Here is a 21789-nt window from a genome sequence, read left to right as displayed (position 1 = left end):
GCCTACAAATCCGTAGGGTTGTGGAACTTCACGTTAATGAACTTATTAAAATCGCTGGCGGCCGTCAGCTCGATGACCATGTTTTCCCGCGTGCTTGGCTTTGCGCGCGATGCCATTGTGGCAAGGGTTTTTGGCGCAGGGATGGCAACGGACGCCTTTTTCGTCGCGTTTAAGCTGCCGAACCTGCTGCGCCGTATTTTTGCCGAAGGGGCCTTTTCACAGGCATTTGTCCCGATCCTCGCGGAATATAAAAGCAAGCAGGGCGAAGATGCCACCCGTGTTTTTGTGGCCTACGTTTCCGGTTTACTGACCCTGGCGCTGGCGATCGTCACCGTTCTTGGGATGCTGGCAGCGCCCTGGGTGATCATGGTAACGGCGCCGGGCTTTGCCGACACGGCGGATAAGTTTGCCCTGACGACGCAGCTGCTGCGTATTACCTTCCCCTATATCCTGCTGATTTCACTGGCGTCGCTGGTGGGTGCCATCCTGAATACCTGGAACCGCTTCTCCGTTCCGGCTTTTGCCCCCACGTTCCTCAACGTCAGCATGATTGGCTTTGCGCTGTTCGCCGCGCCGCATTTTAACCCGCCGGTGCTGGCGCTGGCCTGGGCCGTGACCGTCGGCGGCGTACTTCAGCTTGCCTACCAGCTTCCGCATCTGAAAAAGATCGGCATGCTGGTTCTGCCGCGCATCAATTTCAAAGACGCGGGGGCAATGCGCGTTATCAAACAGATGGGACCGGCGATCCTCGGCGTCTCCGTCAGCCAGATCTCGCTCATCATCAATACCATCTTTGCCTCCTTCCTGGTGTCGGGCTCGGTGTCCTGGATGTACTACGCCGACCGCCTGATGGAGTTTCCGTCCGGGGTGCTGGGCGTGGCGCTGGGGACTATTCTGCTGCCGTCGCTGTCGAAAAGTTTTGCCAGCGGCAATCATGATGAATATTGCCGCCTGATGGACTGGGGCCTGCGTCTCTGTTTCCTGCTGGCGTTACCCAGCGCGGTGGCGCTGGGGATCCTGGCGAAACCGCTGACGGTGTCGCTGTTCCAGTATGGAAAATTCACCGCCTTTGATGCCGCCATGACGCAGCGTGCGCTTGTGGCCTATTCGGTGGGGCTGATGGGGCTGATTGTCGTGAAGGTGCTTGCGCCCGGCTTCTATTCACGTCAGGACATCAAAACGCCGGTTAAGATTGCCATTGTGACGCTGATCATGACTCAGCTGATGAACCTGGCGTTTATTGGTCCGCTGAAACACGCGGGTCTGTCACTGTCGATTGGTCTGGCGGCCTGTCTCAACGCCGGGCTGCTGTACTGGCAGCTGCGTAAGCAGGATATCTTCACCCCGCAGCCGGGCTGGGCAAGCTTCCTGCTGCGCCTGGTGATCGCGGTACTGGTGATGGCGGCAGCGCTGGTTGGCATGCTGTACGTGATGCCTGACTGGGCGCAGGGCACCATGCCTTATCGCCTGATGCGTCTGATGGCCGTGGTGGCCGTGGGCGTAGTGGCATATTTTGCCACGCTGGCGGTGCTTGGCTTCAAGGTGAAAGAGTTCACCCGCCGCACGGTATAAACGCCAAAAGGGGAGTCACCAGACGGTGCTCCCCGTTTCATGACGTGCCGCTACTGCGTCAAATCGAAATCTTTTTCCCGCCCGTAATACGTGCCGTGGCCGTCTGACCATCCGCACCGTACAGTCCCGGCTCTTTATAGGGCTTCAACACCTCAAGCGCCTGCTGATTACGGATAATCTGACCTTCCAGCAGCCAGCCGTTATGCTGGTTGAGATCGCGTAGATGCTGGGTTTTTTCTGTAATGGTCTGCCAGCGTTCGTTGATCTCGTCATTGGCGCTGCGTTTCGCGTCTTGCTCAGCGCGTCGCTGTTTTTCCAGATAATCCAGGGTCGCCAGCAGCGAGCTTTTGTCTTCAGTAATGCGTTGCAACGCGCTGCCGTTGATTTGACCAGAAGAGAGGTGGTGCTGTTCTGCGTCCATCACCGTTTTCAGGTCGTTCAGGACCACCGTCATCTGATCCAGTATTTCTGACAGTCGACTCATACGGTTAGTTACTCTGGAGGAAACTCTGTGCGTCCTGAATCAGCGCATCAGCGATTTTGCTGGTATCCATTTTCAGTTCGCCGTTACGAATAGCCGTTTTCAGCGCTTCAACACGTTCCATGTTGATATCGCTGCTGCCCGGCTGCATCAGCTTCGACTGCGCATCGCTCAGCGTGACGCTGGTGCTGTTAGCGGTCGACGTTTTTTCCAGACGCGCTTTCTGCGGGGCAGCCTCATTCGTTTCGCGAGGTTGTACAGTGCTAACCGGCTTCAGGGCTGATGTACGATCAATGCTCATAGTGTTGTCCTCATCGAGGGTTCGCGGCGTTTGCGCCTGACATCATCATTTGTTGAATATTTATCGGCAGTCGCCGCGAAATCTTTAAAAAGATTACAGGTTAATCAGAATATTCCCATCAGGACCGACCGTGCCGCTGACCACCTGGCCTGAGGACATTCTGACCCGGACATTTTGCGCCACTGCGGCGTTATTCAGCGCCTTTCCTTCACTGTTGATGCTAAAGCCGTCGCCATTGGCGACCACCATCACCTGTTGTCCGGCTTTTACCCGCCATGCCTGGCGCAGCATAGAGAGCTGTATCGCCTGTCCAGGGGCAACATCTCGCAGGCTGACCGCCTCCTGAGCCTGGTTAATGTCCAGCATAGTCCGCGGAGGAAGCTGATCCAGCCGGCCACGCTTCAGCGTTACGCTATCAGGTTGCAGCAGGCTGCCTCGCGGAATCGGAACGGCGGCGACAACATAATTGCCCGTCGCCTGTACCGCAACCTGTAAATACCGTTTTTCGTTGGCGCAACGCGCCAGCACGTTCACGTTGCCCCATAACTTTGTACTGCCGGTCACGCTAAATGACGGGGCTTCGCAGGACGGGTAAAGGTTAGACGGGGTGCGCACGGTCACGCGTACGTCATCGCTGAAGCCGGCCAGCTTCTGCGCAAAGAAAGCATTGAGCTGGTCCTCTAATCCCTCAGCCTGCACCAGAGGGCTTAAAAGCAACAGGGTCGCCGCCAGGCCACGTTTAAAAGTCCGCATCGCACGTTCCACCATGTCCAGAATTAAGCAAATTCTACCCGCAGTGGTTTTGCATCAACGCAATAAATAGCGACGCATTTTGCGCTTATTCCGTCGATAGGGGAGACGGGGTGAGATTTAAGCTGTGAACTGAAATTTTCTCATCAGCGGAGGAGACATGCTCGATAAACTCGACGCCGCGTTACGTTTTCAGCAGGAAGCGCTCAACTTACGCGCCCAGCGGCAGGAGATTTTAGCCGCCAATATCGCCAACGCGGATACTCCCGGGTATCAGGCGCGCGATATTGATTTTTCCAGTGAACTTAAAAAAGTGATGGAGCGTGGACGTGCCGAAGGAACGGGTGTCTCACTTGCCCTGACATCCTCACGGCATATTCCCGCTCAGGCGATGACCGCGCCAGCAACCGACTTACTTTACCGTATTCCCGATCAACCTTCGCTTGATGGTAACACCGTCGACATGGACCGGGAGCGCACTCAGTTTGCCGATAACAGTCTGCAATACCAGACCGGCCTGACGCTTCTCGGCGGGCAAATCAAAGGCATGATGACCGTCCTACAGGGGGGCAATTAGTAAATGGCCTTGCTGAATATTTTTGATATCGCCGGTTCGGCATTAACAGCCCAGTCCAAACGACTGAACGTGGCGGCCAGTAACCTGGCCAACGCCGACAGTGTGACTGGCCCGGACGGACAACCGTATCGCGCTAAGCAGGTCGTCTTCCAGGTGGATGCTGCACCGGGTGCGGCAACGGGCGGCGTGAAGGTGGCGGATGTGGTTGAGAGCCAGGCACCTGACAAGCTGGTTTACGAGCCAGGCAACCCGCTCGCGGATGCCAGCGGTTACGTGAAAATGCCAAACGTGGACGTGGTCGGGGAGATGGTGAACTCCATGTCCGCGTCACGCAGCTACCAGGCAAACGTTGAAGTGCTTAATACCGTGAAGAGCATGATGCTCAAAACACTCACTCTCGGCCAGTAAAGGAGACACGCATGTCCATCGCCGTAAACGTGAATGACCCGACCAATACCGGCGTCAGCAGCACCAGCAGTGCGACCGGTTCCAGTTCCCTTACCGGGAGCAATGCCTCCGATTTACAGAGCAGCTTTCTGACCCTGCTGGTGGCGCAGCTGAAAAATCAGGATCCAACCAACCCGATGCAGAACAACGAACTGACCACGCAGCTTGCGCAGATCAGCACCGTCAGCGGCATTGAGAAACTGAACACCACGCTGGGCTCTGTCTCCGGTCAAATCGATAACAGCCAGTCCTTACAGGCCGCCAACCTGATCGGTCATGGGGTGATGATCCCCGGGACCACGATCCTGGCGGGTACCAGCACCACCGAAGGCACATCCACCACAACCACGACGCCGTTTGGCGTTGAGTTGCAGCAGCCGGCCGACAAAGTCACCGCCACAATCAAAGACGCCAGCGGCAACGTGGTGCGCACGATTGAGATTGGCGAGCTTAAGGCGGGCGTTCATACCTTTACCTGGGATGGCAGCCTGACCGACGGCACCAAAGCCCCTAACGGCTCGTATCAGGTTGCGATTAGCGCCAGCAACGGCACCACTCAGCTGGTGGCGCAGCCGCTACAGTTTGCCCTGGTTCAGGGCGTCATCAAGGGTAGCGATGGCAACAAACTGGATTTGGGTACTTCCGGTACCACCACACTCGACGAAGTTCGGCAGATTATCTAAGCCTTCATACTTATCAGGAGTAAGTCATGGCCTTTTCTCAAGCGGTCAGCGGCCTGAATGCTGCGGCCACCAACCTGGACGTCATTGGCAACAACATCGCCAACTCCGCGACCTATGGTTTTAAATCCGGTTCTGCGTCTTTTGCAGATATGTTTGCAGGCTCTAAAGTGGGCCTGGGCGTGAAAGTTGCGGGTATCACCCAGGATTTCACCGACGGCACGACCACCAACACCGGTCGCGGCCTGGACGTCGCCATCAGCCAGAACGGTTTCTTCCGCATGGTGGACGCTAACGGTTCTGTGTTCTACAGCCGTAACGGCCAGTTCAAGCTGGATGAAAACCGTAATCTGGTGAACATGCAGGGGCTTCAGTTAACCGGTTACCCGGTTGCCGGCACGCCTCCTACGGTGCAAACCGGTGCGAATCCGCAGGCGATCTCCATTCCCACGACGCTGATGGCGGCGAAGTCCACCACCACGGCCTCTCAGCAGATCAACCTGAACTCCACCGATACCGCGCCAACCGTCGCCTTCGATTCGACCAACCCTGACTCTTACAACAAGAAAGGCACCGTGACGGTGTTTGACAGCCAGGGTAATGCGCACAACATGAACCTGTTCTATGTCAAAACAACTGACAACAAATGGGATGTGTATACCCAGGATGGCAGCGTAGCGGGTTCTCCTGCAAAAAAAACGGCACAGATGAGCTTCGACAGCAACGGTAACCTGGCGGGTGTTTACAACTACAACGCTGCTGGCGTGATAAGCGCTACGCCAAACGCCACCCCCGCTATCAACATTACCACTGGCATCATTAGCGGTGCGGAGCCTGCCGAGTTCTCTCTGAGCTTCCAGAGCTCCATGCAGCAGAACACCGGTGCGAACAACATCGTGGCGACGAGCCAGAACGGCTATAAGCCGGGCGACCTGGTGAGCTACCAGATCAACGATGACGGCACCGTTGTCGGTAACTACTCGAACGAACAGACCCAGGTGCTGGGCCAGATCGTGCTGGCTAACTTCGCCAACAACGAAGGCCTGAAGTCCGAAGGGGATAACGTCTGGTCTGCCACCCAGTCTTCCGGTGTTGCCCTGCTGGGCACCGCGGGCTCCGGTAACTTCGGCACGCTGACCAACGGCGCGCTGGAAGCGTCCAACGTCGATCTGAGTAAAGAGCTGGTGAACATGATCGTCGCGCAACGTAACTACCAGTCGAACGCGCAGACCATCAAAACCCAGGATCAGATCCTCAATACGCTGGTTAACCTGCGTTAAGCAGCTGACGGGAAAGCGCAATGGATCACGCAATATATACAGCGATGGGCGCAGCAAGCCAGACGCTCAATCAGCAGGCTGTTACCGCCAGCAACCTGGCAAACGCCTCCACGCCAGGTTTTCGTGCGCAGCTCAACGCGCTGCGTGCGGTGCCGGTAGAAGGGCTGTCATTGCCTACGCGTACACTGGTCACCGCCTCCACGCCGGGTGCCGACATGACGCCAGGCCAGATGGATTACACCGCGCGTCCGCTGGACGTGGCCCTTCAGCAGGACGGCTGGCTGGCGGTGCAAACGGCTGACGGCGCAGAAGGGTATACCCGCAACGGTAATATTCAGGTGAGCGCCACCGGACAGCTTACGATTCAGGGGCATCCGGTGATGGGCGAAGCCGGTCCGCTGACGGTGCCTGAAGGGTCAGAGCTGACCATTGCGGCAGACGGGACCATCTCGGCGTTGAATCCGGGCGACCCGGCCAACACCGTTGCGCCTGTCGGTCGTCTGAAGCTGGTGAAAGCGGAAGGCAATGAAGTGCAGCGTGGCGATGACGGGATGTTCCGTCTGACCCAGGCGGCTCAGGCCACTCGCGGCGCCACCTTACAGGCCGACCCGACCATCCGCGTGATGTCCGGCGTGCTGGAAGGCAGTAACGTCAAACCGGTCGAAGCCATGACCGACATGATCGCCAGCGCCCGCCGCTTCGAAATGCAGATGAAAATCATCAGCAGCGTCGATGAAAACGCGAGCAAGGCTAACCAACTTCTGGCTATGAGTTAACAGGACTCCCTATGATCAGTTCCTTATGGATCGCGAAAACCGGTCTGGACGCACAGCAAACCAACATGGATGTGATTGCCAACAACCTGGCAAACGTCAGCACCAACGGTTTCAAGCGCCAGCGTGCGGTTTTTGAAGATTTACTTTATCAAACGATTCGTCAGCCGGGGGCGCAATCTTCTGAGCAAACCACGCTGCCGTCCGGTCTGCAAATTGGTACCGGCGTGCGCCCTGTCGCCACCGAGCGTCTGCACAGCCAGGGCAACCTGTCCCAGACCAACAACAGTAAAGACGTGGCAATCAAAGGCCAGGGCTTCTTCCAGGTGCAGCTGCCGGACGGAACCTCTGCCTATACCCGCGACGGCTCGTTCCAGGTGGATCAGAACGGCCAGCTGGTGACGGCGGGCGGCTTCCAGGTGCAGCCTGCCATCACCATTCCGGCGAACGCGCTGAGCATTACCATTGGCCGTGACGGCATCGTCAGCGTTACCCAGCAGGGTCAGGCGGCGCCGGTTCAGGTTGGCCAGCTCAACCTGACGACCTTCATGAACGATACCGGACTGGAAAGCATCGGCGAGAATCTCTACACCGAAACGCAGTCTTCCGGTACGCCAAATGAGAGTACGCCGGGCCTGAACGGTGCAGGGCTGCTGTACCAGGGTTATGTGGAAACCTCTAACGTCAACGTGGCGGAAGAGCTGGTGAACATGATCCAGGTTCAGCGCGCGTATGAAATTAACAGTAAAGCAGTGTCGACGACCGACCAGATGCTGCAAAAACTGACGCAACTCTAAGGTGTAGCCCGGTGCGGTAAACGTCGCACCGGCTCCCTGTTTTCGAAGATGAAGGCAATGCAAAAAAACGCGGCGTTTCGTTATCCGATCCTGACTGTTCTGGCCGTTACCCTCAGCGGGTGTGCCTGGATCCCGTCTAAACCATTGGTACAGGGTGCGACTACCGCCCAACCCGTTCCCGGCCCCGCGCCGGTGGTGAACGGCTCCATTTTCCAGACCGCGCAGCCGATTAACTACGGTTATCAGCCGCTGTTTGAAGACCGTCGTCCGCGTAACGTCGGCGATACGCTGACCATCGTGTTGCAGGAAAACGTCAGCGCGAGCAAGAGCTCGTCGGCGAACGCCAGCCGCGACGGCAAAACCAATTTTGGCTTCGACACCGTACCGCGCTATCTGCAAGGGCTGTTCGGCAACGCCCGTGCGGATGTGGAAGCCTCTGGCGGCAACACCTTTAACGGCAAAGGCGGCGCGAACGCCAGTAACACCTTCAGCGGCACGCTGACGGTCACGGTTGACCAGGTTCTGGTGAACGGCAACCTGCACGTGGTGGGTGAAAAACAGATCGCCATTAACCAGGGCACGGAATTTATTCGCTTCTCCGGTGTGGTTAACCCTCGCACCATCAGCGGCACCAACACCGTACCGTCCACCCAGGTGGCGGATGCGCGCATTGAGTACGTCGGCAACGGCTATATCAACGAAGCGCAAAATATGGGCTGGCTGCAACGCTTCTTCCTTAACCTATCGCCGATGTAAGCGAGGTGACCTATGTATAAATTTCTCTTCGCCGTGGCGCTATCGCTGGTGGCTACCGTTGCGCAGGCCGATCGCATTCGCGATCTCACCAGCGTGCAGGGCGTGCGTGAAAACTCCCTGATCGGCTACGGTCTGGTGGTGGGGCTGGACGGTACGGGTGACCAGACTACCCAGACGCCGTTCACCACCCAGAGCCTGAATAACATGCTCTCTCAGCTCGGTATTACCGTCCCGGCCGGGACCAATATGCAGCTGAAAAACGTGGCGGCGGTGATGGTGACCGCGTCGTACCCGGCGTTTGCGCGCCAGGGGCAGACCATTGACGTGGTTGTCTCGTCGATGGGTAACGCTAAAAGCCTGCGCGGCGGTACGCTGCTGATGACGCCGCTGAAAGGCGTCGACAGCCAGGTGTATGCGCTGGCGCAGGGCAACATTCTGGTTGGCGGGGCAGGCGCGTCGGCAGGCGGCAGCAGCGTGCAGGTAAACCAGCTGAACGGGGGACGTATCACCAACGGCGCCATCATTGAACGTGAACTGCCGACCCAGTTCGGCACCGGCAACACCATTAACCTGCAACTGAATAACGAAGACTTCACGATGGCGCAGCAGATTGCTGACACCATCAACCGCAGCCGGGGCTACGGCAGCGCCACCGCGCTGGATGCCCGCACCGTACAGATCCGCACGTCAACCGGCAGCAGTAACCAGGTGCGAATGCTGGCCGAAATCCAGAATATGGACGTGAACGTGCCGCTTCAGGATGCGAAAGTCATTATCAACTCCCGTACCGGCTCGGTGGTCATGAACCGCGAAGTAACGCTGGACAGCTGCGCCGTGGCGCAGGGCAACCTCTCCGTGACGGTTAACCGTTCGGCCAACGTCAGCCAGCCGGACACGCCGTTTGGTGGCGGTCAGACCGTGGTGACGCCGCAAACGCAGATTGATTTACGACAGAGCGGCGGATCGTTGCAGAGCGTGCGCTCCAGCGCCAACCTGAACAGCGTGGTGCGCGCCCTGAACACGCTGGGCGCAACGCCGATGGATCTCATGTCCATTCTGCAATCCATGCAAAGTGCAGGCTGTCTGCGCGCCAAACTGGAAATCATCTAAATGCTGACCGATAGCAAGTTGTTGACCAGTGCCGCCTGGGATGCCCAGTCGCTCAACGAGCTGAAAACCAGCGCGGGTAAGGATCCGGCGGCGAATATCCGCCCGGTTGCCCGCCAGGTGGAAGGCATGTTCGTGCAGATGATGTTGAAAAGCATGCGTGAAACGCTGCCGAAAGATGGCATGTTCAGCAGCGATTCCACGCGGCTTTACACCAGCATGTACGATCAGCAGATTGCCCAGCAAATGACCGCCGGAAAGGGGCTCGGCCTGGCGGACATGATTGTGAAACAGACCGCAGCCGCTCAGGGGCTGCCGCCTGAAGAGGCCCCGCAGCAGGTGCCAATGAAGTTTGATCTGGAAAAGGTGACCAGTTATCAAAATCAGGCGTTGACGCAGATGGTGCGTAAGGCGATGCCGAAGCCGGCAGAAACGCGTGACGAGCCGCTCTCCGGCGACAGCAAAGACTTCCTGGCGCAGCTCTCCCTGCCAGCGCGTCTTGCCAGTGAAGAGAGTGGCGTCCCGCACCATCTGATTCTGGCGCAGGCGGCGCTGGAGTCGGGCTGGGGGCAACGTCAAATCCGCAGGGAAAACGGCGAGCCGAGCTTCAACATCTTTGGCGTGAAAGCCACCTCCAGCTGGAAGGGACCGACCACGGAAATTACCACGACGGAATATGAAAACGGTGCGGCAGTGAAGGTGAAAGCCAAATTCCGCGTCTACAGCTCCTATCTTGAAGCGTTATCGGATTATGTCGGGCTGCTGAGCCGGAACCCGCGCTACACCGCCGTGACCCAGGCCGCCACGCCAGAGCAGGGCGCTCAGGCGTTGCAGAATGCCGGCTACGCCACCGATCCAAACTATGCCCGCAAGCTGACCAGCATGATCCAGCAGCTGAAATCCATGTCTGAGAAGGTCAGCAAAGCCTATAGCACAGATCTCGAAAATCTGTTCTGAAAGTTCTCAAGTCCCGGTGGAGGTTGCCGATAACCTTCATCAGGACTTGTGTCTGAACGTATAAAAGGAACCCCCATGTCCAGTTTGATTAACAGCGCCATGAGTGGCCTCAGTGCTGCGCAGTCGGCACTCAATACCGTCAGTAATAATATTTCAAGCTACAACGTGGCAGGTTATACCCGCCAGACCACCATTCTGGGCGCATCAAACAGCACCCTGACCGGCGGCGGGTGGGTGGGTAACGGGGTCTATGTCTCCGGCGTTCAGCGTGAATATGATTCATTTATCACCAACCAGCTGCGCGCGGCGCAGAACCAGAGCAGCGGGCTGACCACGCGCTACCAGCAGATGTCAAAAATTGACGACGTGCTTTCGGATACCACTAACTCGCTCTCTGCCAACCTCCAGGATTTCTTTAAAAGTCTGCAAACGCTGGTGAGTAACGCAGAAGATCCGGCTGCACGCCAGACGGTACTCGGGAAGGCGGATGGTCTGGTAAACCAGTTCAAAACCAACGATCAGTATCTCCGCGATCAGGATGCGCAGGTTAATACGGCGATTTCTACCAGCGTCGATCAGATCAATAACTACGCGAAGCAGATTGCCAACCTTAACGACCAGATTTCCCGACTGACTGGCGTAGGGGCGGGCGCATCCCCGAACGAACTGCTCGATCAGCGCGATCAGCTGGTGAGTGAGTTGAACAAGATTGTCGGCGTGGACGTGACCGTGCAGGACAGCGGCACCTATAACATTTCTATCGCCAACGGTTACACCCTGGTTCAGGGCAGCAACGCAAGCCAGCTTGCTGCGGTGAAATCCAGTGCGGATCCCGCGCGTACCACGATTGCCTATGTGGATGCCGCCGCGGGCAACGTGGAGATCTCGGAAAAACAGATCACCACGGGGTCGCTTGGCGGGCTGTTAACGTTCCGTTCTCAGGATCTGGATCAGGCGCGAAATACGCTTAACCAGATGGCACTGGCGTTTGCCGATGCCATGAATACCCAGCACCAGGCGGGCTTTGATGCGAACGGGGACAAAGGCGGTAAGCTGTTTGATTTTGGCTCCCCGGCGGTGCTGAGTAACGGCAAAAACACCGGGAACGCGGCCGTTACGGCAACGATGACGGACAGTACCAAGGTGCAGGCGACAAACTACAAAGTTGAGTACAACGGTACCGACTGGACCATCACCCGTCTGTCAGACAACACCAGCTTCACGGCCAAGCCGGATACAGGCGGTAACCTGTCGTTCGATGGTCTCAACGTCAACATTAGCGGTTCAGCCAATAATAAAGACAGCTTTATCGTGAAGCCGGTGAATGACGTCATCGTAAATATGGACGTGGCGATCAGCGACGAGTCCAAACTGGCGATGGCTTCCGCGAAGGGAAGCGGCGAAAGCGACAATACCAACGGTCAAAAGCTTCTGGATTTGCAGAGCGCCAAGCTGGTCGGTGGGAACAAAACCTTTAACGACGCGTATGCGGCCCTGGTCAGTACGGTGGGCAGCACCACGGCGTCCCTGAAAACCAGCAGCGAAACCAAGGTGAACGTGGTGACGCAGCTGACCAAACAGCAGCAGTCAATCTCCGGGGTTAACCTGGATGAAGAGTATGGCAACCTGCAACGCTATCAGCAGTACTATCTGGCGAATGCGCAGGTGCTGCAAACGGCGAGCGCGCTGTTTGATGCATTGATCAATATCCGCTAAGGCTGAGGCATAAAAAATGCGTATTAGTACTCAAATGATGTATGAGCAAAGCATGCGCGGCGTGACGAACTCCCAAAGCCTCTGGCTCAGCTACGGCGAGCAGATGTCTACGGGTAAGCGCATCAACCGTCCGTCTGACGATCCGATTGCCGCCTCGCAGGCCGTTGTGCTCTCTCAGGCTCAAACGCAAAACAGCCAGTATGCGCTGGCGCGCTCCTTCGCTACGACGAAAGTCTCGCTGGAAGAGAACGTGTTATCGCAGGTGACAACCGCAATCCAGGCGGCTCAGGAAAAGATTGTCAATGCGGGCAACGGCACGTTAAGCGACGATGACCGCGCTTCGCTGGCAACGAACCTGCAAGGTATTCGCGATCAGCTGATGAACCTGGCTAACAGCACGGACGGTAACGGTCGCTATATCTTTTCAGGATACAAAACCGAAGCGGCGGCGTTCGACCAGGCGACCGGAACGTATCAGGGCGGCGGTACGCCAATCAGCCAGCAGGTTGACTCCGCGCGGACGATGCAAATCAGCCATACGGGCGCTGAAGTTTTCGACAGCTTCACCAGCAATGCAAAGCCGGAGCCGGCGGGGAGCACTCAGGAAACGAATTTGTTCAAGATCCTCGACGCTGCCATCGGTGCGCTGAATACGCCGGTTGGCGATGACGAAACGAAGGCCGAAGCGTTTACCGCGGCAATTGATAAAGCCAACCGTGGCCTGAGCAACTCCCTCAACAACGTATTGACCGTGCGCGCCGACCTCGGCATCAAGCTGGACGAGCTGGGCAAGCTGGATTCTCTGGGTGAGGACCGCGCGCTGGGCCAGACCCAGCAGATGAGTGACCTGGTGGACGTGGACTGGAACTCGGTGATTTCGTCCTACACCATGCAGCAGGCGGCGTTGCAGGCTTCGTATAAAGCCTTTAGCGATATGCAGGGTATGTCGTTGTTCCAGATGAACAGATAATACTCAGACCTTTTGGAACATGTCTTGAAACTGGGCATGTTTTGTCTGCCCAACCCATCCGGGTTGGGCATTTTTTTTACACGCTTTCTGCCTGTGCGGACAGCACCCGGGCGCTTTCAATCACTCTGATAGCCAGCGCAATGGCGCCACACAGGGTCGCCAGCCCAACCACGCCCGTCCAGCCCGCCAGCGTATAGATATTGCTGCCTAATGCCGAACCCAGCGCCATTCCGATGAAAATGACGGTAAACAGCAGGGCGTTAAGACGTCCGCGTGCCTGCGGCTCAAGGCCGTAAACCAGGTTCTGGTGCGCCACGAGGCTGGACTGCAAGCCGAGATCGAAACCCACCGCGGAGATCGCTATCAGGATCAGCTGACCATGTACACCCAGCGCCGGCATCAGGAACATCAGGGCAAACGACACGGTGACCAGTGCAGCACCCAGTTGGGTCACTTTACCGGCGCCCAGCTTATCGGCCAGACCCCCCGCCAGCGGTGCGGCCAGCGCGCCTGCGGCACCGGCAATACCAAACCCACCCGCCACGGCGCTGCCAAGGTGATAACGTTCCAGCAGCATGACCGCCAGCGTCGACCAGAACGCGCTGAAGGCAATCGACAGAAAACCCTGAGCCAGCGCGGCCCGACGCAGCGCCGGGTAGCGACGCCACAGGTGTTCCATGGAGCGCATCAGCGCCGGGTAGCTGAGCGTGGAGTGAACAGCGAAGCGGGGAAGCACGGCCCACATGGCTACGCCGACAAGCGCAATACTTGCGGCGGCCAGCTGATACATCACCCGCCAGCCGAAGGCTTCACCCACCACGCCGCTTACGGTTCTGGAGAGCAAAATGCCCAGCAGCAGGCCGGTCATCACCGTGCCGACAGTTTTACCCTGTTTCCCTTCCGGCGCCAGGATCGCTGCCGCCGGGACGATATCCTGAGCCATGGTAGCGGCCATGCCAATGAGCAGGCTGGTGAGCAGCAGGGAGTGCAGTTGTCCGGTCAGGCTACAGCCCAGCAAGAACAGCGCCAGGGCCGCGCTTTTTATCAGGATTAACGTTCTACGGTCATGACGATCGCCGAGCGGGAGCAGGAACAGGATGCCTAAGGCGTAACCCGCCTGGGTGAGCGTCGGGACCATCCCCATGCCTTCGATACTCAGGTGCAGGTCTGTGCCCATCAACGGCAGCAGAGGCTGGGCATAATAGATGGATGCTACGCTGAAGCCAGCGCCAAGCGCCAGCATAACGATTACCCAGTGGCTCACGGCCTCGGTGTTGGTTGTGGTGGTGTTCATAAGATGTTCCTCATTCGTCGTGTGCGGCTATTTTTTATCAGGACGGCTTGCGACGGTAGCAGGCGCAGTGGTAAAACGCTTATACGTTGAACGTATGATAATAAAACCTATGAAAAGAACTGAGCGTATAGACAGGGTAGAGCTGATGCGCACGTTCGTTCGCATCGTTGAGGCAGGGTCACTCTCTGCGGCGGCTCGTCAGCTGTCAACAACCCAGGCGACGGTAAGCCGACGGTTGCAGTCGCTTGAGACCATGCTGGGCGTGCGCCTGATGCTGCGTACAACTCATACAGCCCGTCTTACCGATGACGGCGAACGCTGCTATCAGCATGCCCGACGGGTGATTGACAGCTGGCTGGCGCTGGAAGACGAGGTGGGGCAGAAAGAGGAGGAGCCGGTCGGTGTTCTGCGGGTGAGGGCTCCCCACGCGTTTGGCCAGGATCAGCTTCTGAAGCCGTTAACCGAATTTTTGCAGCGCTATCCGCTGCTCTCAATCGAATGGATGCTCAACGATAGGTCAGTTGATTTCCTCGGCGACAACCTGGACTGTGCTATCCGGGTAGGCGCTGAAGTCGATCCGGCGACCGTGTCCGTGCTGCTGGCTGAAGTGCCGCGCTCGGTGGTGGCGTCGCCGGCGCTGCTGGCCCGTTTTCCCGCAGTTAACACGCCGGACGATCTGCAACACCTCCCCTGGATTGCCATCAGCTCTTTTTACCAACGTCATGTGGAGCTTTTTCATGAGGCATCACCAGCCACGGCGCGTGTGACCATTACGCCACGTCTGAGTACCGACAGCCTGTATGTGGCCCGCAATACGGCGCTCACCGGCCTTGGCGTGGCGGTGGTATCCAGCTGGACGGTGCAGGATGATATTCAGGAAGGGCGGCTGGTGCACTTGCTGCCGGAGTGGCAGCCGGCAGCGTTACCGGTGCATCTGGTTTACCCCTGGTCCCGCTACTATCCGGCGCGCTTGCGGCGTTTTCTGGAAATGATGCGGCAGATCATGCCGGAGGTCACCGGAATGAGAAAGCCCGTGCAGCAGCCATAAAAAAAGCCGACCCGGAGGTCGGCTTTCAGTCTTAGGGTGTGTTATTCCACAGACTGCGGACGGGTAGCAGGCGCAGTAGCCATGTGCGTTGCACTGTGACCACCGGCAGCACCTTTACCTTCGAAGTTGAATTCCGGACGTACCCAGTCGCTATGGCGCGGCGCTTCAGGCACATACTCTGGTGCCGGGGCGCGGGTCATAGGTGCTGTAGCAACGTGCGCAGGGGCTGGTGCGGCAACTGCCTCAACCGGCGCAGGCTTCACTTCAGGCGCTTTGACTTCTTCGACAACAGGTTCAACCTGAATCTCGACGTCCTGAACCACCTCTTCGGTAACCGTTTCGACGGCAACGTCTGCGGTTTCTTCCACTGCTGGTGCAGGTTCAGCGTGTTCCACGACCTCTTCAGCCACTACGGCATCTTCTTCGGCGATAATCTGCGGGGCGGCATCAACCGGTGCAGCAATCACTTCAGGATGGGTCGTTTCCACTTCCACAGCCTGTGGTGCCGCCGTTTCAACAGCCTGAGGCTCAACAACCTGCGGCTCTGCCACGGTTGCCGCTTCAGTCACGACGTTTTCTGCCGCGGCTACCGGTGCAATCACCTCTTCGGTTACAGCCTGCTCTTCAACACCCTGCTCAGGGCGAGCAACCGGATAGCGGATCCAGACTTTACCGGAGGCCATCTCAGGTGACGCGCACGCCACGGTCAGTGGCATTGGCGACTGAGTCGGGTAACGCTCGTCACGGTAGCGACGACGACGCTGGCCGCTCACGCGCAGGTGACGTGGAGAACGGCGTGAGCGACGCGGCATGCCTGCGTTGTCACGGTTTTCGCTGCTTTCGTCCTGCTCAACCTGATTTTCCACCACGGCTGGCAGGTCAACTTTCGCAACCTGTGTACCCGTTGTGCTTTCTGGCGCTTCGACCGCGATGACTTCGCTTTCTTCCGCCTGAACAGCACCGACACGTACTTTCTGGGTCAGCTGACGCTGCTTGCGACGCGGCATAACCTGGGTGCGCTCTTCCTGCTCAGTGTCCTGCTGTTCTACAGGCGCTTCGCGATTCAGGTTTTTGACTTCCTGCTGAGCCTGGCGCTTCTCGTCGTTACGACGACGGCTACGCTCGCGGCGAGGCTGCTGCTCGTCACGCTGTTTGCTCTTCTCGGACTCATCGCCCGCCTGCTGGCGAATTTCACGCTCTTCAACGTTCTGCTGTTGCTTCTCGCGACGGTTGCGACGGTTGTCCTCGCGTTGCTCACGACCTTCGTTGTTCTCGGAACGATTATCACGGCGCTCATTACGATCGCCACGCTCGTTGCGGTCGTTACGATCGCGACGATTGTTCTGGCGCTTACGACGGTCCTGCTGACGCTCTGGTTTCGCTTCTTTTGGCGCTTCTTTTGGCTGCTCAGGCTGAACTTCTTCGCCGGCAAACATTTTTTTCAGCGCACCGATGATGCGGCTCAGGAGACCCGGTTGCTCAGGCTGCGTTTTTGGCGCGGCAGGGGCCGCTTTCTGTACGGCAGGTTTTTCCGCTGGTTTTTCCAGCGTCGCTTCCGGTGGTGCTTCCGGCATGATGAAGGTCGCTAAAGCTGGCTGCTCAGGCAGTTTACGCTCAGCAGGTTCTTCATCAGACGGCAGCGCCATTTCTTCTTCATGCAGCTTCGGCAGCAGGTAGCTAAGGGTGCTTGTCTCTTCGCCTTTACGGACGCGCAGCACGTGATAGTGCGGGGTTTGCATCTCGTCGTTTGGCACGATGATGCAGCGAACGCCACCCTGACGCGCTTCGATTGCGCTGACCGCTGCACGTTTTTCGTTCAGCAGGTAGGAGGCAATTGGCACCGGCACAATGGCGTGAACCTCTTTGGTGTTCTCTTTCAGCGCTTCTTCTTCAATCAGGCGCAGAATGGAGAGGGAGAGAGATTCATTGTCACGCACGGTACCCGTACCGGAACAGCGCGGGCACACGTGATGGCTGGACTCGCCCAGTGACGGGCTGAGGCGCTGACGGGACATCTCCAGCAGGCCAAAGCGAGAAATATGGCTGATCTGGATACGGGCACGATCCTGACGCACCGCTTCACGCAGGCGGTTTTCAACCGCGCGCTGGTGGCGAACCGGGGTCATGTCGATGAAGTCGATAACGATCAGACCACCCAGGTCGCGCAGGCGGAGCTGGCGGGCGATTTCATCAGCGGCTTCAAGGTTGGTGTTGAAGGCTGTCTCTTCGATATCGCCGCCGCGGGTTGCACGCGCGGAGTTGATGTCGATGGCGGTCAGCGCTTCGGTGGTATCGATAACGATAGAACCGCCGGACGGCAGACGCACTTCACGCTGGAAGGCAGACTCGATCTGGGATTCGATCTGATAGTGGCTGAACAGCGGGATTTCACCGGTGTACAGTTTAATTTTGCTGGTGAAATCCGGGCGACCCAGTGCGGCGATGTGCTGGCGAGCCAGCTCAAGCACTTTCGGGTTATCAATCAGAATTTCACCGATGTCCTGACGCAGGTAGTCACGGAAGGCACGCACGATGACGTTGCTTTCCTGGTGGATCAGGAACGGCGCTGGACGGCTTTCTGCCGCTTTCTTGATGGCTTCCCAGTGCTTCAGGCGGAAGCTCAAGTCCCACTGCAAGGCTTCGGCAGATTTGCCGACGCCCGCGGTGCGCACGATGAGACCCATGCCGTCTGGCAGCTCAAGACTTGCCAGCGCTTCTTTCAGCTCGGTACGGTCATCGCCTTCGATACGGCGAGAGATACCCCCGGCACGCGGGTTGTTTGGCATCAATACCAGATAGCTTCCTGCCAGACTGATAAAGGTGGTCAGTGCGGCACCTTTGTTGCCACGCTCTTCTTTATCGATCTGAACGATAACTTCCTGACCTTCACGCAGAACATCTTTAATGTTCGGACGGCCATGGGAGTTGTAGTTGGCAGGAAAATATTCGCGGGCGATCTCTTTGAGAGGAAGGAAACCGTGACGCTCAGCACCGTAATCGACAAATGCAGCTTCAAGGCTTGGTTCAATGCGGGTGATTTTGCCTTTGTAAATGTTCGCTTTTTTCTGTTCGTGTCCAGGACTTTCGATATCCAGATCGTACAGGCGCTGCCCATCCACAAGGGCGACACGCAACTCTTCTTGCTGAGTTGCGTTGATTAACATTCTTTTCATCGTAACTTACTCGTTATTCTTACATTGACGACAAAGCTGCGGGCAAGGTGACGCTTTCCGGGGTATGAACCGATGGCCTCGTGTCTATTCACGTCGCCAACCTCACGGTTGTCGCTCGCTTAAGAGGCGCAGAGTGTCGGTTGCCTGTATTTCATACGGAAACACAGCGCAATTATCAGGGGAATTGCCTGGGAAAACTCTCCAGAGAACAATCCTTATACCGGGAAGTACTGCAACCCGCAGCCCGCTAACTGCCTGAAAGATCAATACGTCTTACGCCATTGCTGCGTGGATGATCGGTCAGACAAAATTGGTCATTCCGTCGAGATCCTTACAAAACCCGGATTTAACGCGGAAAACGGATTCATTATTCCACTGCTCGCCGGGTTATAGCAAGATGACTTTTACCAATTATCACCCGGTTACTCACAGTTTCTTCACTTCAACGGGGTGATTGGTTTAATAACCACCAAATCGATTGCGCGAAAGCGGAGTGTTCCGGATAAAAGTAAATATAAGCATAGAAAAATGAGTGGCGCTATTGCCTGACGCTATTTAGAATCGCCAACCATGAAAACAGAGACTCCAGCCGTAAAAATGGTTGCCATCGCCGACGATGACGCGGGGCAACGTATCGATAATTTTTTGCGCACCCAGCTGAAGGGCGTGCCAAAAAGTATGATTTATCGCATCCTGCGTAAGGGCGAGGTGCGGGTGAATAAAAAACGCGTGAAGCCTGAGTATAAGCTCGAGGCGGGCGATGAAGTCCGCATTCCACCGGTACGCGTAGCAGAGCGTGAAGAAGAGGTTGTTTCTCCGAAGCTGCAAAAAGTCGCGGCCCTGAGCGAGGTTATCCTTTATGAGGACGACCACATTCTGGTGCTGAATAAACCGTCCGGAACGGCGGTACACGGGGGGAGCGGTCTGAGCTTCGGCGTGATTGAAGGTTTACGCGCGCTGCGCCCGGAAGCGCGTTTCCTTGAGCTGGTTCACCGTCTTGACCGTGATACCTCCGGCGTGCTGCTGGTGGCGAAAAAGCGTTCTGCCCTGCGTTCCCTGCATGAGCAGCTTCGCGAAAAAGGGATGCAAAAAGATTATCTGGCGCTGGTGCGCGGCCAGTGGCAGTCCCATGTAAAAGTGGTGCAGGCACCGCTGCTGAAAAATATTCTGCAAAGCGGCGAGCGCATTGTTCGTGTTAATCAGGAAGGGAAACCGTCTGAGACGCGCTTTAAAGTAGAAGAGCGCTACGAATTTGCCACGCTGGTGCGCTGTAGCCCGGTGACGGGGCGTACGCACCAGATTCGCGTGCATACCCAGTTTGCGGGTCATCCGATTGCGTTTGACGACCGCTATGGCGATCGCGAGTTTGATAAGCAGCTGGCGGGTACGGGACTGTCGCGTCTGTTCCTGCATGCGGCAGCGCTGAAGTTTACCCATCCTAATACCGGGGAAGTTATCCGTATTGAAGCGCCGCTGGATGAGCAGTTGAAACGCTGCCTGAAGGTTCTGCGTGGCTGATTTTGTGCCGGGTGGCGCTGCGCTTACCCGGCCTACATGTATTTCTCCCTCTTCCCGTGAGAGAGGGCCGGGGTGAGGGCATCAGGCCGCAACGGTCACATCGTCAGCGGGTTACACTCTTCACGTCTTAACATCTGGCACAGCGCTATCAGCGGCAGTCCCACCAGCGTGTTGGGATCCCGACCGTCCAGCTTGTCGAACAGCGCAATCCCCAACCCCTCACTTTTGAAACTGCCTGCGCAGTTCAGAGGACGTTCCCGGCGCACGTAATCCATAATCTCCTGCTCGCTAAGATGACGAAAGTGCACGTCGAACGGCTCGCATTCGCTTTGCAGATGACCACTGGCCGAATTATAAAGCGCCAGGCCCGTATAAAAGGTCACAATACTGCCTCGCGCACGCAGAAGTTGCTGGCAGGCGTTTTCTTCCGTATGCGGTTTGCCGGTGATTTCGCCGTCCAGCACGCAAACCTGATCGGAGCCTATAATCAGATGAGCGGGGTAGCGTTCGGCCAGCGATTGCGCTTTCTCCTTTGCGAGACGGGTCACCAGATGACGCGGCGACTCACCCGGCTGTGGCGTCTCATCAACGTTGGGTGCGGCGCATTCAAACGGGATCCCGAGCTTTTCCAGCAGCATTCGGCGATAGGGTGAAGTGGAAGCAAGTACGAGATTTGGCATATTTTTATCACCAGATATAGCGTATCGATGCCAGCCATTTTAAACTACAGGCCGCAATGTGTGCGAATAATTGGCAAAAGGCAGCTCTGGTTGCCTTTTTCTTTGACTCTATGACGTTACAAAGTTAATATGCGCGCCCTATGCAAAAGGTAAAATTACCCCTGACTCTTGATCCGGTTCGTACGGCTCAAAAACGCCTCGATTACGAAGGAATTTATTCTTCCGATCAGGCCGAGCGTATTGCCGAGTCTGTAGTCAGTGTGGACAGTGATGTAGAATGCTCCATGTCGTTCGCTATCGATAACCAGCGTCTCGCCGTCTTAACCGGTGATGCAAAGGTAACGGTAACGCTCGAATGTCAGCGTTGCGGGAAACCGTTCGTACAGCATGTTCACACAACGTATTGTTTTAGTCCGGTTCGTTCTGACGAACAGGCTGAAGCACTCCCGGAAGCGTATGAGCCGATTGAGGTTAACGAATTCGGTGAAATCGATCTTCTGGCTCTGGTTGAAGATGAAGTCATCCTCTCCTTGCCAGTGGTTCCGGTGCATGATTCTGAACACTGTGAAGTGTCCGAGGCGGACATGGTCTTTGGGGAACTGCCTGATGAAGCGCAAAAACCAAACCCATTTGCCGTATTAGCCAGCTTAAAGCGTAAGTAATTGAGGAGTAAGGTCCATGGCCGTACAACAGAATAAACCAACCCGTTCCAAACGTGGCATGCGTCGTTCCCATGACGCGCTGACCGCAGTTACCAGCCTGTCTGTAGACAAGACTTCTGGTGAGAAACACCTGCGTCACCACATCACCGCTGACGGTTTCTACCGCGGCCGCAAGGTTATCACTAAGTAATCACGCGTCAGCGTGATTAGGCTTAGTGAGGAACTTCCCCGTGCAAACGGGGAGTTTACC

Annotated in this window: 22 protein-coding genes; 16 read left to right on the top strand and 6 right to left on the bottom strand. The window is 57.0% G+C overall.

All coding sequences use genetic code 11. From position 1 onward, the window contains the following. Positions 1 to 36: 36 nt before the first annotated feature. A complete protein-coding gene (gene murJ / locus N5C09_RS08085; RefSeq protein ID WP_063449079.1) occupies positions 37 to 1572 on the top strand; it encodes a murein biosynthesis integral membrane protein MurJ in 1536 nt (511 codons plus the stop codon). 58 nt (positions 1573 to 1630) lie between these two features. Here murJ and flgN read toward each other — a convergent pair whose 3' ends face one another. From flgN to flgA, 3 genes are all read right to left on the bottom strand, one after another. Then, positions 1631 to 2056: a flagella biosynthesis chaperone FlgN gene (gene flgN / locus N5C09_RS08080; RefSeq protein ID WP_003858003.1), complete on the bottom strand. Its 426-nt coding sequence runs from the start codon at positions 2054 to 2056 to the stop codon at positions 1631 to 1633. A gap of 4 nt (positions 2057 to 2060) precedes the next feature. Then, positions 2061 to 2354 carry a flagellar biosynthesis anti-sigma factor FlgM gene (gene flgM, locus N5C09_RS08075; protein WP_063449077.1) on the bottom strand — a complete coding sequence of 98 codons (294 nt, stop codon included), beginning with the start codon at positions 2352 to 2354 and terminating at the stop codon, positions 2061 to 2063. A gap of 93 nt (positions 2355 to 2447) precedes the next feature. Next, entirely contained in the window at positions 2448 to 3107 is a 660-nt protein-coding gene (gene flgA, locus N5C09_RS08070; protein WP_279748813.1) for a flagellar basal body P-ring formation chaperone FlgA, read from the bottom strand. Positions 3108 to 3264: 157 nt separating this feature from the next. On the opposite strand from flgA, the gene flgB reads away from it, so the two are divergent. The 11 genes from flgB to flgL all read left to right on the top strand — a co-directional run bounded on the left by flgB (position 3265) and on the right by flgL (position 13164). Further along, a complete protein-coding gene (gene flgB, locus N5C09_RS08065) occupies positions 3265 to 3681 on the top strand; it encodes a flagellar basal body rod protein FlgB (RefSeq protein WP_006809266.1) in 417 nt (138 codons plus the stop codon). A 3-nt stretch (positions 3682 to 3684) separates the two neighbouring features. Next, the gene (gene flgC, locus N5C09_RS08060) at positions 3685 to 4089 is read left to right on the top strand and encodes a flagellar basal body rod protein FlgC (RefSeq protein WP_003857997.1); all 405 of its coding nucleotides are present in this window, start codon (positions 3685 to 3687) and stop codon (positions 4087 to 4089) included. A gap of 11 nt (positions 4090 to 4100) precedes the next feature. Next, positions 4101 to 4811, top strand: coding sequence for a flagellar hook assembly protein FlgD (gene flgD, locus N5C09_RS08055; protein ID WP_107535111.1), 711 nt, complete (start codon positions 4101 to 4103; stop codon positions 4809 to 4811). Between the two features lie 26 nt (positions 4812 to 4837). Further along, entirely contained in the window at positions 4838 to 6088 is a 1251-nt protein-coding gene (flgE, locus tag N5C09_RS08050) for a flagellar hook protein FlgE (protein WP_107535112.1), read from the top strand. Positions 6089 to 6108: 20 nt separating this feature from the next. After that, positions 6109 to 6864, top strand: coding sequence for a flagellar basal body rod protein FlgF (locus N5C09_RS08045; RefSeq protein WP_063449073.1), 756 nt, complete (start codon positions 6109 to 6111; stop codon positions 6862 to 6864). Between the two features lie 11 nt (positions 6865 to 6875). Then, entirely contained in the window at positions 6876 to 7658 is a 783-nt protein-coding gene (gene flgG / locus N5C09_RS08040; RefSeq protein WP_000625853.1) for a flagellar basal-body rod protein FlgG, read from the top strand. A gap of 57 nt (positions 7659 to 7715) precedes the next feature. Continuing rightward, positions 7716 to 8414: a flagellar basal body L-ring protein FlgH gene (gene flgH, locus N5C09_RS08035; protein WP_003857987.1), complete on the top strand. Its 699-nt coding sequence runs from the start codon at positions 7716 to 7718 to the stop codon at positions 8412 to 8414. A gap of 12 nt (positions 8415 to 8426) precedes the next feature. After that, complete coding sequence (locus tag N5C09_RS08030) at positions 8427 to 9524, top strand: flagellar basal body P-ring protein FlgI (protein ID WP_279748812.1); 1098 nt, start codon at positions 8427 to 8429, stop codon at positions 9522 to 9524. Then, positions 9525 to 10478, top strand: a complete 954-nt coding sequence (flgJ, locus tag N5C09_RS08025) for a flagellar assembly peptidoglycan hydrolase FlgJ (protein ID WP_112791712.1) — start codon at positions 9525 to 9527, stop codon at positions 10476 to 10478. A 75-nt stretch (positions 10479 to 10553) separates the two neighbouring features. Further along, on the top strand, positions 10554 to 12194 hold the full coding sequence (gene flgK, locus N5C09_RS08020) for a flagellar hook-associated protein FlgK (protein WP_193032933.1): 1641 nt from the start codon (positions 10554 to 10556) through the stop codon (positions 12192 to 12194). Positions 12195 to 12210: 16 nt separating this feature from the next. Further along, entirely contained in the window at positions 12211 to 13164 is a 954-nt protein-coding gene (gene flgL, locus N5C09_RS08015) for a flagellar hook-associated protein FlgL (protein WP_193035358.1), read from the top strand. Positions 13165 to 13240: 76 nt separating this feature from the next. Here flgL and N5C09_RS08010 read toward each other — a convergent pair whose 3' ends face one another. Beyond that, entirely contained in the window at positions 13241 to 14458 is a 1218-nt protein-coding gene (locus N5C09_RS08010; protein ID WP_279748811.1) for an MFS transporter, read from the bottom strand. A gap of 109 nt (positions 14459 to 14567) precedes the next feature. On the opposite strand from N5C09_RS08010, the gene N5C09_RS08005 reads away from it, so the two are divergent. Further along, positions 14568 to 15506: a LysR family transcriptional regulator gene (locus N5C09_RS08005; protein WP_279748809.1), complete on the top strand. Its 939-nt coding sequence runs from the start codon at positions 14568 to 14570 to the stop codon at positions 15504 to 15506. A gap of 41 nt (positions 15507 to 15547) precedes the next feature. Here the strand turns inward: N5C09_RS08005 and rne are convergent, their stop codons facing one another. Beyond that, complete coding sequence (gene rne, locus N5C09_RS08000; RefSeq protein ID WP_279748808.1) at positions 15548 to 18679, bottom strand: ribonuclease E; 3132 nt, start codon at positions 18677 to 18679, stop codon at positions 15548 to 15550. Between the two features lie 570 nt (positions 18680 to 19249). On the opposite strand from rne, the gene rluC reads away from it, so the two are divergent. Further along, positions 19250 to 20197, top strand: coding sequence for a 23S rRNA pseudouridine(955/2504/2580) synthase RluC (gene rluC, locus N5C09_RS07995; RefSeq protein ID WP_063866362.1), 948 nt, complete (start codon positions 19250 to 19252; stop codon positions 20195 to 20197). Between the two features lie 95 nt (positions 20198 to 20292). On the opposite strand, the gene N5C09_RS07990 is transcribed toward rluC, so the two are convergent. Next, positions 20293 to 20877 carry a nucleoside triphosphate pyrophosphatase gene (locus N5C09_RS07990; protein ID WP_107535120.1) on the bottom strand — a complete coding sequence of 195 codons (585 nt, stop codon included), beginning with the start codon at positions 20875 to 20877 and terminating at the stop codon, positions 20293 to 20295. Between the two features lie 140 nt (positions 20878 to 21017). Here N5C09_RS07990 and yceD point away from each other — a divergent pair, with 140 nt between their 5' ends. Together yceD and rpmF are read left to right on the top strand one after the other, a co-directional pair. After that, positions 21018 to 21539 carry a 23S rRNA accumulation protein YceD gene (gene yceD, locus N5C09_RS07985; RefSeq protein WP_003857966.1) on the top strand — a complete coding sequence of 174 codons (522 nt, stop codon included), beginning with the start codon at positions 21018 to 21020 and terminating at the stop codon, positions 21537 to 21539. A 16-nt stretch (positions 21540 to 21555) separates the two neighbouring features. Continuing rightward, complete coding sequence (gene rpmF, locus N5C09_RS07980; protein WP_003857964.1) at positions 21556 to 21729, top strand: 50S ribosomal protein L32; 174 nt, start codon at positions 21556 to 21558, stop codon at positions 21727 to 21729. Positions 21730 to 21789 lie beyond the last annotated feature (60 nt).

The sequence above is a fragment of the Enterobacter sp. GD03975 genome, from assembly GCF_029838645.1.
In the GTDB taxonomy this organism is placed as follows: Bacteria; Pseudomonadota; Gammaproteobacteria; order Enterobacterales; family Enterobacteriaceae; genus Enterobacter; species Enterobacter quasihormaechei.
Note: the sequence above shows the minus strand (reverse complement) of the source record. Positions and strands in the feature narration are given on the sequence as shown.